Here is a 16,730-nt window from a genome sequence, read left to right as displayed (position 1 = left end):
TTGTTCAGTGCGCGAAGCAGGGGTCGAGGAAGGGCGCAGGCGTATCGGGTCCGGCGCCGCGTGCGACACGCCACTGGCGGTGCTGCTCGGACTCGGCGACTGCCTCGGCCACACGGAGGGCCTGCTCCACACCGTCCGACCGCTGGGCGCCCGGCAGTTGGCCACGTGCCTGATAGCCGCCGAACCGGGCCACCGGCGCCCACGGCGGGCTGACCGGAGGGAGGGCCTCGTCGAGGCCCTCGTACTCCGCGCTCGCGTAGACGATGCGGCCGCCGACGACGGTGAGCACGGATTCGATGTCGGGTATGGCGGACGGCGGCACGGTGAAGTAGTCGTCCGACAGGATCGCCAGGTCGCCGTAGCAGCCCTCGCGCAGGATCCCCTTGACGTCCTGCTCGCCGGTGAGCTGTGCGCCCCCGCGGGTGTAGAGGCCGAGTGCGGTCTCCCTGCTGAGCAGGTTCGCGGCCGGGTGGAGCACGGTCCCGCCGACGGTACGACCGGTGACGAGCCAGTGCAGCGACACCCACGGGTTGTACGAGGACACACGCGTGGCATCCGTTCCGGCGGCGACGGTCAGGCCCCGGTCGAGCATGGCCCGGACCGGTGGGGCGTCGGCGGTTGCCTCGGCGCCGTAGCGGTCGAGGAAGGCCTTGCCCTGGAAGGACATCCGGTTCTGTACGGACAGGGCCCCGCCGAGGGCCGCGATCCGGTCCAGGCTGTCGGCCGACACCGTTTCGGCGTGGTCGAAGAGCCAGCGGTTCCCGCCCGGAAAGAGCCCCTCGGCGGCGAGCTTCTCGAAGACGGCCAGATCGCGCCGGATCGTCTCGTCGTAGGTCGCGTGGAGCCGGAATCCCCAGCCCTTCTCCATCAGCAGCCGGACTGCCTGCTCGAATTCGGCCTCGTATCCCTCGGCGAGTTCGGGCCGGGGTTCGGAGAAGTTCTCGAAATCGGCGGCGGCCCAGGTCAGGTTCTCGCCCGCGCCGTTGAGGCGCAGCCACTCGTCCCCGTCCCCGGGCTCGGCCATCTCGGTCCAGCGCTTCAGGTCGGCGATCTCCTGTCCCGCCGTCTGCGGGAAGAGGTGGTAGGCGATCCGCAGCGACAGCTCCCCCGACCTGGCAAGGTCCATGACCGTGGCGTAGTTGTCGGGGAAGTTCTGGAAGCCACCGGCGGCGTCGACCGCGGACGTCAGCCCGAATCGGTTCAGTTCACGCAGGAAGTGCCGTGTCGACGTCCTTTTGTCCGCCGCGTCGAGGGCCGGCGCCTTCGCCAGGGTGGAATACAGGAGGAGGGCGCTCGGTGCCGCAAGGAGCACGCCGGTGGGCTCGCCGTCCCGGCCGCGTACGATCTGGCCGCCCCGCGGGTCAGGGGTCTCGCGGGTGTATCCGGCGGCCCGCACGGCGGCCCGGTTCATCAGTGCCGACTGGTAGAGGTGCAGGACGAACACCGGTGTGTCGGGCGCGGCGGCGTTCAGCTCGGCCACGGTCGGCATCCTGCGTTCGGCGAACTGCTCGGCGGTCCAGCCTCCGACGACCCGTATCCACTGCCCCTTGGGAGTGCGGCCGGCCTGGTCGCGCAGCATGGCCAGCGCGTGGCGGAGGCTGCGCACCCCGTCCCAGCGCAGCTCCAGGACGTAGTTGAGGCCGCCTCGGATGACGTGCAGGTGTGAGTCGTTCAGGCCGGGGACCACCCGGCGGCCGAGTGCGTCGACGATCCTGGTCGCCGGGCCCACGAACCGCGCGAGGTCGTGGTCGTCGCCGAGGGCCACGACCCGGCCGTCGCGGATCGCGACGGCGCGGGCCTCGGGGCGCCCGGCATCGCCGGTGAACACCTTGGCGTTGCGCACCAGGAGGTCGGCTGCCGACCGGTCCGCGTTCGGTGCCGGGAGCACGCCGGACACGGGCATGCTCGCGGTGGCGTCCAGGGTGTCCGGGGTCTTCGCTCCGGTCATGCCAGGGCCTTGCGGAGGGTGTCGGCCGCCAGGCCGATGGCGAGCGTCGCGGCATGCGTCTCGCGCAGCGCGTTCAGCATGACGAAGTCGTGGATGGTGCCCAGCACGCGCAGGGCGGTGACGGGGACACCCGCGGCACGGAGCTTGGCCGCGTACGCTTCGCCCTCGTCGCGCAGGACATCGGCCTCGGCGGTGATGACCAGGGCGGGCGGCAGTCCGGTGAGCTGGTCGCGGGAGGCGCGCAGCGGGGAGGCGGTGACCCTGGCACGCTCGGCCTCGTCGGTCGTGTACTGGTCCCAGAACCACTGCATGGCCGCGCGGCGCAAGAAGTAGCCGGTGGCGAACTCGTGGTAGGACGCGGTGTCGAAGGACGCGTCGGTGACCGGGTAGAACAGGACCTGGTGGACGATGCGGACGTCTCCGCGCTCCTTGGCCATGAGGGTGAGGGCGGCGCTCATGTTGCCGCCGACCGAGTCACCCGCGACGGCGATGCGGGTGCCGTCCAGCTGCTTGTGGTGTCCCTCGCGGGAGACCCACTGGGCGACGCTGTAGTTCTGCTCGATGGCCACGGGGTAGCGGGCCTCGGGCGAGAGGTCGTACTCGGGGAAGACGACCGCCGCCCGCGCCCCGACGGCGAGTTCGCGCACGAGACGGTCGTGGGTGTGGGCGTTGCCGAAGACCCAGCCCGCGCCGTGGATGTAGAGGATGACGGGGAGGGTTCCGCCGATGCCACTGGGGCGCACGATGCGGGCGCGCACGTCTCCGGTGGGGCCGCCCTGCACGGTGATCCATTCCTCGTCCACGGCGTCCAGCGCGACGCCTTCGCCGCCCTGGACGTCGTCCACGGCCTTGCGGCCGTCCGCGACGGGGATCTGGTAGAGGTACGGCGGCTCGGCGGTGGCATCGGCGAAGGCCTGGGCCGCGGGCTCCAGGACCGGCGGCCGGCCCGACCGGTCGGATCGGTTCGGCTGGTTCGGCTGGTTCGGCTGGTTCGGCTGGTTGGACGGGTTCGGCTGGTTCGGCTGGTTCGGCTGGTTGGACGGGTTCGACTGGTTCGACATGGGGGCTCCTTCGGAGGCGGTACGGGTGGGTGGGTCTCAGCGCAGGAAGGCGAGCAGGGCGGAGTTGACCTCTGCGGCATGGGTCCAGATCAGGCCGTGCGGCCCGCCGGGGACGACGTCGAGCCGCGCGCCCGCGATGCTCTTCGCCAACGGGATCGCCGTGGCGTCGATGGGCAGGGTCCGGTCGGCGTCGCCGTGGATGATCAGCGTGGGCACGTCGATGCGCGGCAGGTCCGCGCGGAAGTCGGTAAGCCAGGCCTGGACGCAGTCGAGGGTGCCCTTGGCGGATGCGCCGACGGCCACGTTCCAACTCGCCTGTATCGCTTGGTCACTTACGCGCTCGCCACCCAGGACGTCGACGTTGTAGAAGTCGGCGAGGAAGGCGGACATGAAGGCGAAGCGGTCGGCCGTGATGGCGTCCTCGATGCCCTTGAAGACGCTCCCGTCCACACCTTCCGGGTTGTCGTCCGTCCGGAGCAGGAAGGGCGGTACGACGCCGATCATGACGGCCTTGTCGATGCGCTCGGAGCCGTAGGTGCCGAGGTAACGGGTCACTTCGCCGCTGCCCATGGAGAAGCCGACGAGAACGGCGTCGCGCAGGTCGAGCGCGGTGAGCACCTCGTTGAGGTCGGAGGCGAGGGTGTCGTAGTCATAGCCGTCGGCGGGCTGGTCGGAGCGGCCGAAACCGCGCCGGTCATACGTGATGACCCGGTGTCCCGCGGCGAGCAGGGCGGCGGTCTGCTTCTCCCAGGACGCCCCGTTGAGCGGCCAGCCGTGGATCAGCACGATAGGCTGTCCCGCCCCGTGGTCCTCGTAGTACAGCTCGACGGGCGCCGAATTGCCTTCGGCGACCTTGATGAACGGCATGGAGTGCTCCCTTGTTGAAGGTGTGGTGATGTCGTCTGTTGCTGGTGCGGGCTGATGTCGCTGCTTTCGCGGGCGAGGCCCCTGCCGTCGTCCGGCTGTCCTGGGCCTGTTCCGTCAGGCGCGCACCAGCGGGGTGTCCACGAGGTGTTCCGCCAGGAACCACACCTGTGTCTCACCGGTACGCACGACCCCGGAGACGAGCAGGTCGGTGCTGCCCTCGTCGCCCTCGGCCGAGACGCGCGCGGCGGCGTCCCGGGCGTCGGTCAGGATCCGCTCGTGCGCGTCGAGGAGCCGCGACAGCATGACGGGCACCGGCTCGACGCCGTCGGGCGGCCGGGGGACGGAGGTCAGCTCCGCGACGTGACGGGGGTCCGCGACGGCGACGCCGCCGAGGCTCTGGATCCGCTCGGCCAGCGCGTCCACGAGGGCGAGCTGGTCCTGTGCGTGCTTGTCCAGCATCAGGTGGAGCGAGTAGAAGGTGGCTCCGCGCATGAGCCAGTGGTGCTTCTTGTAGAGGGCGTACAGGATGTGTGTGTCGGCGAGAACGCGGTTCAGCCGCTGGCAGGCGTACTTGCGGGTGTCGTGTCCCAGGCCGATCGGCAGCTGCTTGAGGGTGCCGAACGGCTGGGTCTCCGCGCCCTTTTGGTGCAGCAGCGGCTGGCCTCCGCCGGCTGAAGACGTGGTGCTGAGTGCGGGTTCCATCGGGTGCTCCTGTGGTTCATGACTCTGGGAGGGGTGAGTCCGGCCGCTCGGACCAAGGGGGTGTGCGCGGATGGCCGGGCCCGGTCTGCGCGCGGCGCTCAGGGGCGGCTGGTGGCCGAGGCCTGGGCCGCCCCTGTCGCTGCGGCCGTGGCCGGGCCCGTCGCCGGGGCACGGTGCAGCACGAGCCGGGTGAGCAGTCCGGCGGCGCCGCCGGCCGCGACCACCACGGCCGTCCACCACAGCGGGTACGGCGTCAGGCCGACGGCCGCGTCGAGGGACCAGGCCCCCGGGCCGATGGCGGCAAGGGCGGCGGCGGTGACGATGAGGACCAGCGGGTATTCGTACCCGTCGTTCTGGACCCACAAGCCGTTGTGCCACTTCACGGTGAGGGCGACGGTCATGACCCCGATCGCTCCGGTCGCGGCGAGCGGGGTGAGGAACCCGGCGGCGAGCAGCAGGCCGGAGCCGATCTGGCCGCCGCCCGCCGCGAGTGCGGTGAGGGTTCCGCCGCGGAAGCCGTCGGCGCGGAACTCCTCGGCACCGCCGTCGAGTCCCTTGCCGCCGAGATGTGAGCTGATCTTCTGCACGCCGTGGCCCGCGACGAGCAGGCCCACCAGCAGACGCAGGACCAGGATGCCGGTGTCCAAGGGGGTCAGCCGGCCGCGTGGGCGCCGATGACGGCCTGCGCGTACACGACACCCAGCCCGTACGCGCCCGCGTGGGCCTTGACGATCTCCATCACGGCGCCGTAGGTCTCCTGGCGCGCCCAGTCCCGCTGGAGTTCCAGGAGCACTTGTACCCAGGTGACCGGGACCGCGCCGGCGGCCAGCATCCGCTGCAGGGCGTGCTCGTGGGCGGCCGGGCTGACGCCGCCGGAGGCGTCGGACACGACGTAGACCTCGTACCCCTGCTCCAGCGCGGAGAGCGCGGGCAGCACCAGGCACACCTCGGTCCACAGACCCGACAGGACGATCTTCTTGCGACCGGTCGCCTTGACCGCGGCTACCAGGGCATCGTCCTCCCAGGCGTTCATCGTCGTGCGGTCGATCACCTCGTGGCCGGGGAAAACCTCGGCGAGCTGCGGCAACAGCGGACCGGAGAACGAGTCGGCGGCCACCGTGGTCAGGACGACCGGCACATCGAATGCCACGGCTGCCTTCGCGAGACCGACGGTGCTGTTGATGATCGCGGCGCGGTCACCGCTTCCGGTGCCGAAGAACATCTGCGGCTGGTGGTCCACGAAGACCATGACCGCGTTGTCGGGGGTGAGCAAGTCGCCGCTCGGGGCGGCCTGCACCGCGGTGATGTCGAACATGAGGGTGTCCTCTCGGCGGAGTCGGTGAGGTGGCCGGTGGCATTTGCCAACTCGACACATCCCGAAGCTACGGCCGCTCCAACCAGTCGATCCTTCCTTCCGTGCACCGGAGTTGGCCTGACGACGCACTGTGTTCCGGCCACTGTCCGTAGGCGGAGAGACGCAACTCACCGTGCGCGTGGCCGCCGATCGGGCTGGGCGGGTCATTCACTGGGCGTTGCTGTGGGAGCGCGTTCGCGCGGGATGGAAGGCCCCGGTGAGGACGGCCATGAGGGGTCGCCGGCGGGGTCCAGGGCCCGGAGGCGGTTCGTCACGGATCGTCTGGACCGCCCCAACACGCTCGCCGCCCTGGCGCACGGGCGGTACGGAGAGGCGTACGCCCCGCTCCGCCGACGGGCGCCTTGGGGGCAACTCCCCTACGGTCTGGCCTGGTTCCATCTCCCGTTCAACGACATCGCCGTCCCCAGCCCGCACTGCGGCCGGCCGGCGGAAGCGCTGGCGCACATGGCCGCGGGGCGGGCGGCACGGATGGAGGAGCTCTCAGAACGCCTAACGAAATGATCTTCGAGGTGATTGGATCGCTCCGGGACTGACGATCCGGGGGTGTGGGGTGGCTCGGCCGAAGCCGTGGGAAGTCGATGACGAGTTGTGGGCAGTGATCGAGCCGCTGTTGCCCAAGGTTGAGCGCCGGCCCCGGCACCCCGGACGCAAACGGCATCCGGACCGACTCGTTTTTCAGGGCATCCTGTTCGTCCTGCACACCGGAATCGCCTGGGAACATCTGCCGCAGGAACTCGGCTTCGGCTCCGGCATGACCTGCTGGCGCCGACTGGCGGAGTGGACCGAGGCTGAGGTGTGGCCGCAACTGCACAAGGCACTCCTCGCCAAGCTCCGCAGCGCGAACGCCCTGGACTTCTCCCGTGCAGCCGTGGACGGCTCCCATATCCGTGCGTTAAAGGGGGCTCCAAGACGGGACGAAGCCCTGTTGACCGGGGCAGGACGGGCAGCAAGCACCACCTGATCACCGACGCCACCGGCATCCCGCTCGCCGCAACCCTGACAGGCGGCAACCGCAACGACGTCACCCAGCGGATCCCGCTTCTGGAGGCAGTGCCGCCGGTGAAGGGCAAACGGGGTCGGCCCCGGCGCCGCCCGGACGTCCTGTTTGCCGACCGCGGGTACGACCACGACAAATACCGTCGCCTGGTCTGGGACCTCGGGGTGAAGCCAATGATCGCCCGCCGGGGCACTGCGCACGGCTCCGGCCTGGGAACTCAACGCTGGGTGGTCGAGCGGGCCTTCGCCCACCTCCACTGGTTCCGCCGCCTTCGGATCCGATGGGAGGTCCGCGACGACATCCACGAAGCCTTCCTGATCCTCGGATGCGCACTTATCTGCTGGCGCCGGCTGTCGGAAACTCAGCGCCGCCACTCATAGACACCCCATGAGGGTTCGAGGACCTCGCTCGGCCATTCCTGTCGTACCTGCGCGAGCAGCCTCCGCTGTTCGTCGATCCAGCCCTCTTCGAGACACAACGGGATGAACACGGAAACGCACGAACTGCCGAGGTCCTCTACACGGACCGCGACCGTCTCATGCTCTTCGTTGTGAGGCTGGATTCTGATCTCGGGACTGTGGTCGTCATCCCTCCAGCAGATGTCCTGACCAGCTGAAAGTCGGTCCAGAGCGCGACCCCAGCTCTCCAAGTCGGAGGGCCGCAGGGCCATGGCCAGCCGGCCGCTTACGAATCCGCTCGTGACGAGGACCTCCGCGTCGAGCAGGTCATGAAGGTGCAGCACGCCCGGCGACCTGCGCCCCACCACGCGCACGCTGAAGCTGTTGTCGCCATCCGAGAGGCCGATCAGTTCCACCGTGCACCCTCGTCCCTGCCCGCCTAGCCTTGTCAGGGCTCATAGTGCTGAAACGGATCTTCAGGCACAACCAGGTTGCCTGACGTCTTTCTGTTAGCGGTTCTCAGCGCACCACGCCTTCGGCAGCTCGCCGAGGGACCCCGCGCCGGCGTCAGCCGTCGGGGAGTGGGCCCGGAACACGGGGTGGTCCGGAGCCAGCGACTACGCCGCGCGGGCAGCTCGTCCAGGGCGAGCGGGTTTCCGCCGGCCGCGCGCGGCCGCGCGCCGTTTCGGGCAGCCACGGGTGGAGGGTCCGCAGCGACTGCCGGGACTCCCGATCGTTCAGGGGCTCCAGGTCGACCATGCGGCCCGGCAGCCGTCGCCGGCACTCTCCCTCATGGTCCCGATCAGGACCGCCGGCAGCGGCACCAGGTGCCTGCGCAGGTAGCCGAACACGGCGATGCTGGACGGATCAACCCGGTGCGGGGTGGTGTGCGTCCGGCTCGCCGGGACGGGCGCCAAGGCGGTTGACCCATCCGCGGGTGGCTGGGCTGTGTCGTGTCGCGCGCGGATCACACCGGCCGAGGCGTGAACCTCCGGCCCAACAACTGGGTCCTGCTCGTCCTGCTTCAACGTCGTGCGGGCCCGGCGAGTCCGCTTTCGTAGGCGGCGATGACGAGCTGGGCCCGGTCCCTGGCCCCGAGTTTTGTGAGCAGATGGCTGACGTGGGTCTTGACCGTGCCAACGGTCAGATAGAGCTCGGCTGCGATTTCGTTGTTGGACAGGCCACGTGCGATCAGACCCAGCACGTCACGCTCGCGGCCGGTCACCCCGTCCAGACTGCGGGTGACAGGGCCGGGATATCCGGGGCGGCGGACGTAGGTCTCGATAAGCCTGCGGGTGACACAGGGTGACAGCAACGACTCCCCGGTGGCGATCACCCGCACTGCGTCGATCAGGCGTGCGGGTGGAGTGTCTTTGAGGAGGAAGCCCGCGGCGCCTGCGCGGAGCGCTTCGAAGACGTACTCGTCCAGGTCGAAGGTGGTGAGCACCAGGACCCGGACGGGCACCGGAGACGGACTGCCGAACAGCGCGCGGATGGCCTCGATGCCATTGAGCCCGGGCATCCGGATGTCCATCAGGGCCACATCGGGGCGCAATTCGCGGATCACCCTGACCGCCTCGGTCCCGTCGGCCGCCTCGCCGACGACCTGGAGATCGTTTTCCGTTTCGAGCAGCACCCGGAACCCGGCGCGCACCAGCGTCTCGTCGTCCACCACGACGACCCGCACCGTCATGCGCCCTCCAGATCGGCGCCCACGGGGAACTGGGCTGTTCGCTCGTCCGCGGCGTACGGCAGGCGGGCGGCGACGCGAAAGCCGTGCGGTGAGAGCGGGCCCGCGTGAACCTCGCCGCCGTAGAGGGCGGCGCGTTCCTTCATGCCGGGCAGGCCGTGACCCTCGGTGATCGGGGTGGACGTGCGCCCGATTCCGGCATCGACGACCGTGAGAGCGACCTCGCCCGGCGCGTAGGCGACCGTGGCCCGGGCGTGGCTGGTGCGGGCATGCTTGACGACGTTGGTCAGGGCTTCCTGCATGATGCGGTAGGCAGCGCGGTCCAGACCTCGGGGCAGGGCGTGCGGGTGACCGCTGATCGTCAACTCGACCTGGACACCGGCCCATCGGATCTGCTCAAGGAGCGTGTTGAGGTCGTCCAGGCCGCCGGGCAGCCATTCGGCATCGTCGTCATCGCGCAGGACACCCAGCAGCGAACGTAGCTCTCCCAGGGCATCCCTGCTCGTCGTCTCGATCGCGGAGAGAGACTTCGCGGCCTCGTCAGGCCGGCTGCCAATCACGTGGTGGCCGACGCCCGCCTGCACCGCGACGATGCTCAGGCTGTGCGCGACGACATCGTGCAACTCCCGGGCGATGCGCATGCGTTCCTCGACGAGGAGGAGCTGTGCCCGCTCTTCTGTCTGCTCGACCAGGCCTCGGGTGTAGGCGCGGCCCTGTCTGGTGGACCATCCGATCGCCCAGGCGGCGGCCTCGACAATGAGGCTTTGGCTCATCCCCGGCCACCCCCAGTAGTCGTGCCCTGTTATGCCCTGCATGGGGATCGTCAAGGCGAGTTGTGCAGCGCCTGCCATCACGCCCGCGTATGCCGCGACACGCGTGGGCCGGGCGACCGCCACCCCGTATACCAGCAAGGCGGTCGCCAGCACCCCCGTCAGGCTGAGCGCGCCGTCGGTGGCCATCACCACCGACCCCACCGCCAATGCAGGTAGTGGCAGCAGCCGCCGGACGGCGACAGCCACGCCCAACGAGCACATCAGCACGGTCTGCCATGCCGGCCAGCCCGTGCGATGTGTGTCAAGCGTCCACCACCAGACGTTCGACGCCATCAGGACCGCGGCCAAGAGCACATCCAGCGCGATCAGCTGATGCGGCGTCAGCCCCCTGGCACGGGACGCCGCGTCATGCCCCACCCTCATGACTCGCATGCATCCGACCCTAGCCGGGAGGGTGATCATCCGCCTCTGTCCAGAGACAGAGATCAGCCGGTCATTCCGTGGCCAGATCCGCGGGGCGGGCACCCTCTGCCAGGGTCGGCCACATGGATCTCTCCCGGACCCCCGCTCTCCGACGGCTTTCCCCGTTGCCCTGGGGCTTCGCCCTGCTCGCCGGCGCGTCGTCCCTGACGTACGGCGGTGATTACGCGGTGAACGCCTGGGCGTCGACCAACCTGGCCAATCTGGGTGATCATCCTGTGGAGGCGCTCATCACCTCCGCCTTCCTGTTCGGCGCCGATCCCTGGGTCTGTCTGCGCGGCATCGCCCTCGACGGGGCCATACTGGCGTTTCTCGTCATCCGGTTCGGCAACATGCGGGCGGTCGCGCTGGTCTCGGTCGGCCAAGTCCTCGGCACACTGGTGAGCGAAGGACTGCTGGCAGCACGGATCGCGGCGGGCCAGGCAGACCCGGCGCTGCGTGCGGCGCTGGACGTCGGTCCGTCCTACGTGATCATCTCGGCCCTGGCCGCCGTGGCGGTGGCGCCAGCCCGGCGGTGGCACCGATGGACCGCGCTCGCCGCGCTCGCGGTGCGTGCACCGCACATCACTTGCGGCCTAACCACGCTGGGGGTCACTCCCGTGGGCCACGTGACAGCGCTGTCCACCGGGATGCTGCTGGCATGGGGTCTGCGGTCGTCCGACGCCCGCCACCGCCGCCTGCACCGACTGACGTTACGCGCAGCGCCGCTTCAGCAGCCGTTGTCCTATCGGCCATGAGGACGGTGCTGGTCGAACATCGCCCTTGGGCGGGTGATCTTGGCCGGGTCGAGGCATGACGAACTGACCGCCCCAGACCCTCCCGCAACGGCACCAAGACCATGTCTGAACAGCGGAAACTCAACGATCACGGCCGGAAGGACATCGGCTTCCAACCGCACTGCCCCCGTCCGACAACCCGCCTCGGAGATGGCCGGGGGCAGCGGTGGCCGAGCCCTGCTATCGACCAGGCCAGCCGGTCGGCCCGGCCGGTAACAGGGCGTCAGAACTTGGCGATAGACCCATTGACTTCGACGAACCCGAGCACGTCACGCAGCTGCGCGAGAGTTTGGATCAAGGATCCGAGGATCCGAATGGACGTGGCACGCTGCCGGACGTCGTAGGTGAACTGCGAGATGGAGCCCCACTGGTTCTCCAGCGTGGCGTAATCGGGGCCCAACTGCGTGCTCTGGTAGTCGCGGATGTTGCGTGCCACCCGGTTGAAGATGGGCGAGAAGCGGGCCGCCTCCGAGAAGACCTGGATCGATACCAGGAGTGCCTGGCCGACGTTGTCGTTGTACTCGGTCGCGTTGTTCAGTTGCTGCATGGCGTGGTACATGGTCTGGGGGGTCAGGACCAGGTTCTCCCGGTTGTTGCCGCCCGGGAGGCCGGAGTAGCTGCCGGTGCGCGGCATGATGCGGGCGTTGGTGATGCCGAGGGCGTTCTCGAACTCCTGTACCCGGTCGCTGAACACGAGGTGGGTGTTGGTGGCGGGGGCGTAGAAGCCGGCCACATAGAGGTTGTCCGCCCAGAGGTACACCGAGGCGAGGTGGCGGTTGTCGGTGTCCAGGGCTCGGACCTGGATCAGTCGGTGCTCGTTGGTGGTCTGCCGGATGCCGTCCTGGTAGGTCGGGCGGCCGTAGCTGTGCTGATGGATGGCGTCGATCAGATTCCAGTACCGCTGGCCATGTTCGGTCCCACCGTCCGTGATTCTGTCGACGTGCCAGTCGATGACCTGGTAGTTCGTCGCGGAGGCGGTACCGCTCAGGGCTGTCACCAGGCCCATGGCGACCGCCAGCGACAGCACGATGGAGCAGAGTCTTCTCAGCATGTTCCCTCTTCTTGGCGTGGCGCCGGCCGTCCGGACGCCGGGCTCCGCACGCTATGGGCCAGGAAGGCCACCGTCTGGTCCCTGCGCGCTCCGGACCATGACTCAGAACGCACACCAGGCGTGCTACGCCCGGCGCTGCACACTGACGTGGCCAGAGGCCGCCGACCGACCCTTGTCTCCACAAGGCATCGCCCCCGCCTGGGGTGCCGCCGTGGGCAGTTCGGGTGATGGCTGATCGTCTCCTCGCGGAGTGCGGGGACTGGCTCCGATCCGCCGTGGGACGCCGGAGGTGGCCGACCCGCGCTCGGCAAGCGGCCCTCCAATCTGCCGGGTACACCGGAGGCGCGGACCCCGCTCGGCACGACACACGGCACCTGTGCGATCGCGGCCCTACTGAACTTTTCGCTGGTTCGGTGGGTGTGGTGGGTGGAAGGTCAGGTCGGTGTGAGCCAGTCCTGTCCGTCGGCCCAGGCCCGCATGGCCCGGCCCAGTGAGCGGACAGGCCGTCCCCAGACCAGAACCACGGTGTCGCCGCGGCAGAACACCTTCATCCGCTCCAGGACCTCGATGAGTCCGGCGGTGTCGTAGCTGCCGGGCTTGGGGTGGAAACGCAGTCGTGCCCCGCGTTCGGGGTCGGTGGAGTGATGGCCCAAAGCCCCGGCCATCGACGCCCGCTTCCGGTTCAGGCGGTGCCGCAGGAGCGGAGTCCGTCCTCGGGGCGCGTAGGTGCGACGGACCTGAGGCCCGAGCGAGACGCCTGATTCGTCGAGGAACAGGATCCAGGCACGTGAGTTCACCGGCCTTCTGATCCGCGGCCACTCGTGAGCGACCCAGCGGGCGATCTCCCGTTCGTCCCGCTCCACCGCCCGCCGCTCGGGTCGCTGAGGACTCCATCCCAGCCGGCCCGTCAGCAGCCGCCACACCGACGCCCGCGACAACACCGCCCCCGTCACCCGGACAACGACCTCTCCGACACGTTCCAGAGTCCACAAGTCGGCCTCGAACCCATGAGCCTGGGCACCTCGACCCAACACGGTCCGAACCGCCCCGACCTGGGAGTGTCCAGCTTGGGCGGGCGCACGGTCGCCACACGCCGCTGCAACCCTTGGGTTGCCAACACGCCATCCACAACGAACGTTCGACCGGGCAGAACGCGCAGAGCACGACGCTGGAGAGCCAGGTGCGGTCATCAGCGCACGCCCGGTTCAGGGGAAGGGGGGCCGTCGGAAAACGACCGGCTCAGGGACCAAGCGGGCGGCCTACTTCACCCTCGCCGACCGGTGTTCGCAGCACCGGCCTACTCGATGACCATCCATCGATCACTCGGGACGGTACGTCCTTCGTGTTCAACCCGAGGCCGATCCACAGACCTTGAGCACTGCTCCAGGCGGAGACCGGCTCAGTCCCAGAACTCCCGCAGGGCCGCGTTGACGAGAGCGGGTTCCTGGGTGTGTGGGTAGTACCCGGGGACCCGCAGTAGCTGGCCGCCGAGCGAGTCGGTGAGGGATTCGGCCACGGCTGTGAGGGGCAGCCCCACGTGCTCGCGGTACGCGGCCGGCGCGTGCTCCCAGGTTCCGCAGATCACCAGGACCGGCAGGGCGGCGCCCCGGATCGCCTCCAGTGGGATGTCCGCCTCCCAGATGGGACGCTCCCTCATGGAGGTGGCGACGGCTCGGAGCCGGCGGGGCGTGGGCTCGGGCATATCCAGTCCCAACCCTTCGGTTGACGCCCGCAGATACTGCTCCGGCGTGACGCTCTCCGGGATGTCCGGTGCACCGTCGCGCACCCGGTCCAGGAGACCGGCGACGACCGGATGATGCGCCGCGGCGGTGAACGCGGAGGGCTGGATGAGGGCGAGGGAACGGACGAGGTCGGGTCGGCGCGCGGCGGCGATGAGCACGGCGACGGCTCCGTTCCCGTGCCCCACGAGATGAGCACCCCCGGGACCCACGGCGAACGACTCGTCGCCGAGGACCTCCACGACGTCCCCCGCATCGACGTCGAAGTCACTGCGCACAACGTCGGGACTGTCTCCGTATCCCTGGCGGTCCATCAGGAGGAGTGGCCGACTGTCGGCGAGGGGGCGCTGCGCGGCGAACCCGTACGTGGAGTCGCTGCCCCACGTGAAGATGTTGTGGACGAAGAGCGCCGGGGCGGCCGCCGCCGTGGTCACCGGGACCATCGAACCCGTCCGGGCCCGGCTGCCGGCCACCCCCTCGCGGTCGTCCCACACGGTCACGTGCACGGTCATTGCTCCCCCTCTCGAAGTTGAGGAACGCTGAACAGCCGGTCCAGATGCACATCGATCGCGGCGAGCGCGTCCTGGGGCTCGATCACGTCGAGTTCGATCAGAGAGGTGAAGCCGGTGAGGGCGAGGAGCAGGTTGGTCTCGGTCGCCGGGTCGCGGCCGGAGTCGATGTGTCCGTCGGCGATCGCCTGGCGGACCAGCTGCTCGACGAGGGCCCGCCCCTGGACGAGGCCGCGGCGCGCCTGCTCGTGCACGACCTGGTCGTGCAGTGCCTCCAGGACGTAGGCGGCGCTCATCCGGCTTGTCGCGCGGGCATCGGCGTGCAGGGGGAGCATCTCCGCGAGCGTCAGTCGGAGCACGTCACGGGGGTGCGGACGGTCACCGAGCCTTTCGAGCCCCTGGTGCACTCGCGCCGAGGTCTGCTCGGACGCGAAATCCATGGCGAACGAGAGCATGGCGGTCCGGGAGGCGAAGTAGTGCTGCAGCTGCCCCAGTGACATCCCCGCCTCCTGCGCCACCACGCGCATCGTCAGCTGTGTGACACCGCGCTGCTCGACCACTCGCCACAGCGCCCGGGCGATCGCTTCGCGGCGCCCGCGGTGATCCACCTGCTTCGGCATCGCCGCCCCCTTCCGTGCAGAGGAACTGTTCCAATACAGTCGACATAATACACCTGACCCATAACCATAAGGTCCACCGAGGGAAGGAATCGTCATGTCCGGACAGCCGAAGGTACGGACCACGGAAGGTGTGGTGCAGGGGCGTCGGCGGCGGGGACACGCGGTGTTCCGCGGCATCCCCTACGCTCAGCCCCCAATCGGAGCGCTCCGCTTCGCCGCGCCCGCGCCGCCGCACCGCTGGGAGGGGACGAGGCAGGCGGTCGAGTTCGGCCCCGTGGTGCCGCTGTCCCTGCCGATCGACGTGGCCCCGCAAGGCACCGACTGGCTGACGCTCAACGTCGCCACTCCGGATCCCGGCGCGGCGGGGCTGCCGGTGCTGGTGTGGATCCCCGTGGGCGGCTACCTCTCAGCGACGTCGAGCGACCCGATGTACGACCCGACAGCACTGGCCCAGGCGGGAATCGTCGTGGTGACCATCAACTGCCGCGTGGGCGCGGAAGGATTCGCGTTCCTCGACGACGCACCGCCCAACCGCGGATTCCTCGACCAGATTGCGGCGCTTCAGTGGGTTCACCACAACATCGCCGCCTTCGGAGGCGACCCCGGCCGGGTCACCGTGGGCGGGCAGTCCGCCGGTGCGGGCTCGGTCGCCGCCCTGCTGACGATGAAGTCCGCGCGCGGCCTGTTCCGGCGGGCCATCGCCCACTCGGTGCCGGGGCTGCACAGCACCCCCGCGCTGGCACGGCAGGTCACCGCCGCGTTCGCGGACCGGCTCGGTGCGGCGGCCCCCACCGCCGCGGCGCTGCGTGACATCGACCCATGGCGCCTGGCCGCCGAGCTCACCTCCTTCAACGCCGGCCTGCGCCCGCACCGGCAAAGCTGGGGACGCCTCACGGACACCGGCACCGCGCTGTGCCCCGTCGTCGACGGCGAGGTCCTCCCGGAAACGCCCTGGCCCGCACTGGCCGGCCAGCGCACAAGCGGGACCGAGCTGCTCGTCGGCCACACCCGGGACGAATTCCGGTACTTCAGCGTCGTGAGCGGACGGCACGGCACCTTCACCGAGGAAAACGCCCACGCTGCTCTGGACCTGCACGCCCCGCAACCGGACGGCGCGCGGGCCTACCGTGCCGCGTTCCCGCAGGCAGGCCCGGAGGAGTTGGTGGAGACGGTGTACTCCGACGCCTTCTTCCGCATGCCGTCACAGAAGCTGGCCGAGGCGAACGCCACAGCCGGCGGAACCTCGTACCTGTTCGAACTGCGCTGGGTCGCCCCGGCCCTCGGCGGCATTCTGGGCGCCTGCCACAGCCTCGACGTGCCCCTGGCGTTCGGCACGCTGGACAGCCCTGCCGGCATCCAGCTCATCGGCGAGGACCCCACTCCCGAGGCCATCGCGCTCTCCCGCGAACTCCAGGAGGCATGGGTTCGCTTCATCACCACCGGCGACGCGGGCTGGTCCGCCCACCGGCCCGACGGGCACCTGACCCGTGTCCTCGACGCCGAGTCGAAGACCCTGCCCTACCCCGAACAAGCCTCCCGCCAGATCTGGGAAGGCCACTCCCCCACCCCCTTCGATCATTCGCGATGATCCGGGTCGGCTCCTACGGCTGCGCCGCCACCCTCCTGCCTATCGGGGACAGCGCGCATTGGCGTACGGCCAGGCACCACTCACCCCGCTTGGCATCACATCCCTCCCGAGGGCACGCGGTGTGATGACTCCACACGAAGTGGACCAGAGGGACCA

16 protein-coding genes and 1 pseudogene are annotated in these 16,730 nt (G+C 69.7%); 3 read left to right on the top strand and 14 right to left on the bottom strand.

Features of this window, described 5'->3' with window-relative positions; all coding sequences use genetic code 11:
- Positions 1-4: 4 nt before the first annotated feature.
- From ACFYNP_RS13005 to ACFYNP_RS12980, 6 genes are all read right to left on the bottom strand, one after another.
- On the bottom strand, positions 5-1,948 hold the full coding sequence (locus tag ACFYNP_RS13005) for an amidohydrolase (protein ID WP_388785174.1): 1,944 nt from the start codon (positions 1,946-1,948) through the stop codon (positions 5-7).
- Positions 1,945-3,009: an alpha/beta hydrolase gene (locus tag ACFYNP_RS13000; RefSeq protein ID WP_388785172.1), complete on the bottom strand. Its 1,065-nt coding sequence runs from the start codon at positions 3,007-3,009 to the stop codon at positions 1,945-1,947. The genes ACFYNP_RS13005 and ACFYNP_RS13000 overlap by 4 nt, the downstream gene beginning before the upstream one ends.
- Before the next feature lie 36 nt (positions 3,010-3,045).
- Entirely contained in the window at positions 3,046-3,876 is an 831-nt protein-coding gene (locus tag ACFYNP_RS12995; protein WP_388785170.1) for an alpha/beta fold hydrolase, read from the bottom strand.
- Between the two features lie 114 nt (positions 3,877-3,990).
- Positions 3,991-4,578: a Dps family protein gene (locus tag ACFYNP_RS12990; RefSeq protein ID WP_388419395.1), complete on the bottom strand. Its 588-nt coding sequence runs from the start codon at positions 4,576-4,578 to the stop codon at positions 3,991-3,993.
- 98 nt (positions 4,579-4,676) lie between these two features.
- Positions 4,677-5,225 (bottom strand): DoxX family protein, encoded by a 549-nt coding sequence (locus ACFYNP_RS12985; RefSeq protein ID WP_388785168.1) that lies wholly within the window; start codon positions 5,223-5,225, stop codon positions 4,677-4,679.
- Positions 5,226-5,230: 5 nt separating this feature from the next.
- Complete coding sequence (locus ACFYNP_RS12980; protein ID WP_388419399.1) at positions 5,231-5,893, bottom strand: hydrolase; 663 nt, start codon at positions 5,891-5,893, stop codon at positions 5,231-5,233.
- Positions 5,894-6,503: 610 nt separating this feature from the next.
- Here ACFYNP_RS12980 and ACFYNP_RS12975 point away from each other — a divergent pair.
- Positions 6,504-7,330, top strand: a protein-coding gene (locus tag ACFYNP_RS12975) for an IS5 family transposase (RefSeq protein WP_388785166.1) whose coding sequence is annotated in 2 segments (ribosomal slippage) — positions 6,504-6,846 and positions 6,846-7,330 — 828 coding nt in all. Because the reading frame shifts where the segments join, the coding sequence is not laid out codon by codon here.
- Here ACFYNP_RS12975 and ACFYNP_RS12970 read toward each other — a convergent pair.
- The 3 genes from ACFYNP_RS12970 to ACFYNP_RS12960 all read right to left on the bottom strand — a co-directional run bounded on the left by ACFYNP_RS12970 (position 7,312) and on the right by ACFYNP_RS12960 (position 10,243).
- On the bottom strand, positions 7,312-7,764 hold the full coding sequence (locus ACFYNP_RS12970; RefSeq protein WP_388785164.1) for a DUF5959 family protein: 453 nt from the start codon (positions 7,762-7,764) through the stop codon (positions 7,312-7,314). The genes ACFYNP_RS12975 and ACFYNP_RS12970 overlap by 19 nt on opposite strands.
- A gap of 608 nt (positions 7,765-8,372) precedes the next feature.
- Positions 8,373-9,041 (bottom strand): response regulator, encoded by a 669-nt coding sequence (locus ACFYNP_RS12965; RefSeq protein ID WP_388785162.1) that lies wholly within the window; start codon positions 9,039-9,041, stop codon positions 8,373-8,375.
- Entirely contained in the window at positions 9,038-10,243 is a 1,206-nt protein-coding gene (locus tag ACFYNP_RS12960; protein WP_388785161.1) for a sensor histidine kinase, read from the bottom strand. The genes ACFYNP_RS12965 and ACFYNP_RS12960 overlap by 4 nt, the downstream gene beginning before the upstream one ends.
- A gap of 113 nt (positions 10,244-10,356) precedes the next feature.
- On the opposite strand from ACFYNP_RS12960, the gene ACFYNP_RS12955 reads away from it, so the two are divergent.
- Positions 10,357-11,028: a rhomboid-like protein gene (locus ACFYNP_RS12955; RefSeq protein ID WP_388785159.1), complete on the top strand. Its 672-nt coding sequence runs from the start codon at positions 10,357-10,359 to the stop codon at positions 11,026-11,028.
- Between the two features lie 262 nt (positions 11,029-11,290).
- On the opposite strand, the gene ACFYNP_RS12950 is transcribed toward ACFYNP_RS12955, so the two are convergent.
- From ACFYNP_RS12950 to ACFYNP_RS12930, 5 genes and pseudogenes are all read right to left on the bottom strand, one after another.
- Complete coding sequence (locus ACFYNP_RS12950) at positions 11,291-12,118, bottom strand: ribosome-inactivating family protein (protein WP_388419408.1); 828 nt, start codon at positions 12,116-12,118, stop codon at positions 11,291-11,293.
- A gap of 434 nt (positions 12,119-12,552) precedes the next feature.
- Positions 12,553-12,915: a transposase gene (locus tag ACFYNP_RS12945; RefSeq protein ID WP_388785293.1), complete on the bottom strand. Its 363-nt coding sequence runs from the start codon at positions 12,913-12,915 to the stop codon at positions 12,553-12,555.
- Positions 12,916-12,954: 39 nt separating this feature from the next.
- Positions 12,955-13,308: pseudogene (locus ACFYNP_RS12940) on the bottom strand (winged helix-turn-helix domain-containing protein); the annotation flags it as partial.
- A gap of 209 nt (positions 13,309-13,517) precedes the next feature.
- A complete protein-coding gene (locus tag ACFYNP_RS12935) occupies positions 13,518-14,369 on the bottom strand; it encodes an alpha/beta fold hydrolase (protein WP_388785157.1) in 852 nt (283 codons plus the stop codon).
- Positions 14,366-14,986 (bottom strand): TetR/AcrR family transcriptional regulator, encoded by a 621-nt coding sequence (locus tag ACFYNP_RS12930; RefSeq protein ID WP_388419415.1) that lies wholly within the window; start codon positions 14,984-14,986, stop codon positions 14,366-14,368. Before ACFYNP_RS12930 ends, ACFYNP_RS12935 begins: the two co-directional genes overlap by 4 nt.
- A 94-nt stretch (positions 14,987-15,080) precedes the next feature.
- On the opposite strand from ACFYNP_RS12930, the gene ACFYNP_RS12925 reads away from it, so the two are divergent.
- Positions 15,081-16,574 carry a carboxylesterase/lipase family protein gene (locus ACFYNP_RS12925; protein ID WP_388785155.1) on the top strand — a complete coding sequence of 498 codons (1,494 nt, stop codon included), beginning with the start codon at positions 15,081-15,083 and terminating at the stop codon, positions 16,572-16,574.
- Positions 16,575-16,730 lie beyond the last annotated feature (156 nt).

The organism is Streptomyces sp. NPDC006691 (genome assembly GCF_042869955.1).
In the GTDB taxonomy this organism is placed as follows: Bacteria; Actinomycetota; Actinomycetes; order Streptomycetales; family Streptomycetaceae; genus Streptomyces.
Note: the sequence above shows the minus strand (reverse complement) of the source record. Positions and strands in the feature narration are given on the sequence as shown.

Bases quoted from the DNA above. Each gene is read 5' to 3' on its own strand.
- ACFYNP_RS13005 (WP_388785174.1), bottom strand. From the start codon at position 1,948: ATGACCGGAGCGAAGACCCCGGACACCCTGGACGCCACCGCGAGCATG.
- ACFYNP_RS13000 (WP_388785172.1), bottom strand. From the start codon at position 3,009: ATGTCGAACCAGTCGAACCCGTCCAACCAGCCGAACCAGCCGAACCAG.
- ACFYNP_RS12995 (WP_388785170.1), bottom strand. From the start codon at position 3,876: ATGCCGTTCATCAAGGTCGCCGAAGGCAATTCGGCGCCCGTCGAGCTG.
- ACFYNP_RS12990 (WP_388419395.1), bottom strand. From the start codon at position 4,578: ATGGAACCCGCACTCAGCACCACGTCTTCAGCCGGCGGAGGCCAGCCG.
- ACFYNP_RS12980 (WP_388419399.1), bottom strand. From the start codon at position 5,893: ATGTTCGACATCACCGCGGTGCAGGCCGCCCCGAGCGGCGACTTGCTC.
- ACFYNP_RS12965 (WP_388785162.1), bottom strand. From the start codon at position 9,041: ATGACGGTGCGGGTCGTCGTGGTGGACGACGAGACGCTGGTGCGCGCC.
- ACFYNP_RS12960 (WP_388785161.1), bottom strand. From the start codon at position 10,243: ATGCGAGTCATGAGGGTGGGGCATGACGCGGCGTCCCGTGCCAGGGGG.
- ACFYNP_RS12955 (WP_388785159.1), top strand. From the start codon at position 10,357: ATGGATCTCTCCCGGACCCCCGCTCTCCGACGGCTTTCCCCGTTGCCC.
- ACFYNP_RS12950 (WP_388419408.1), bottom strand. From the start codon at position 12,118: ATGCTGAGAAGACTCTGCTCCATCGTGCTGTCGCTGGCGGTCGCCATG.
- ACFYNP_RS12935 (WP_388785157.1), bottom strand. From the start codon at position 14,369: ATGACCGTGCACGTGACCGTGTGGGACGACCGCGAGGGGGTGGCCGGC.
- ACFYNP_RS12930 (WP_388419415.1), bottom strand. From the start codon at position 14,986: ATGCCGAAGCAGGTGGATCACCGCGGGCGCCGCGAAGCGATCGCCCGG.
- ACFYNP_RS12925 (WP_388785155.1), top strand. From the start codon at position 15,081: ATGTCCGGACAGCCGAAGGTACGGACCACGGAAGGTGTGGTGCAGGGG.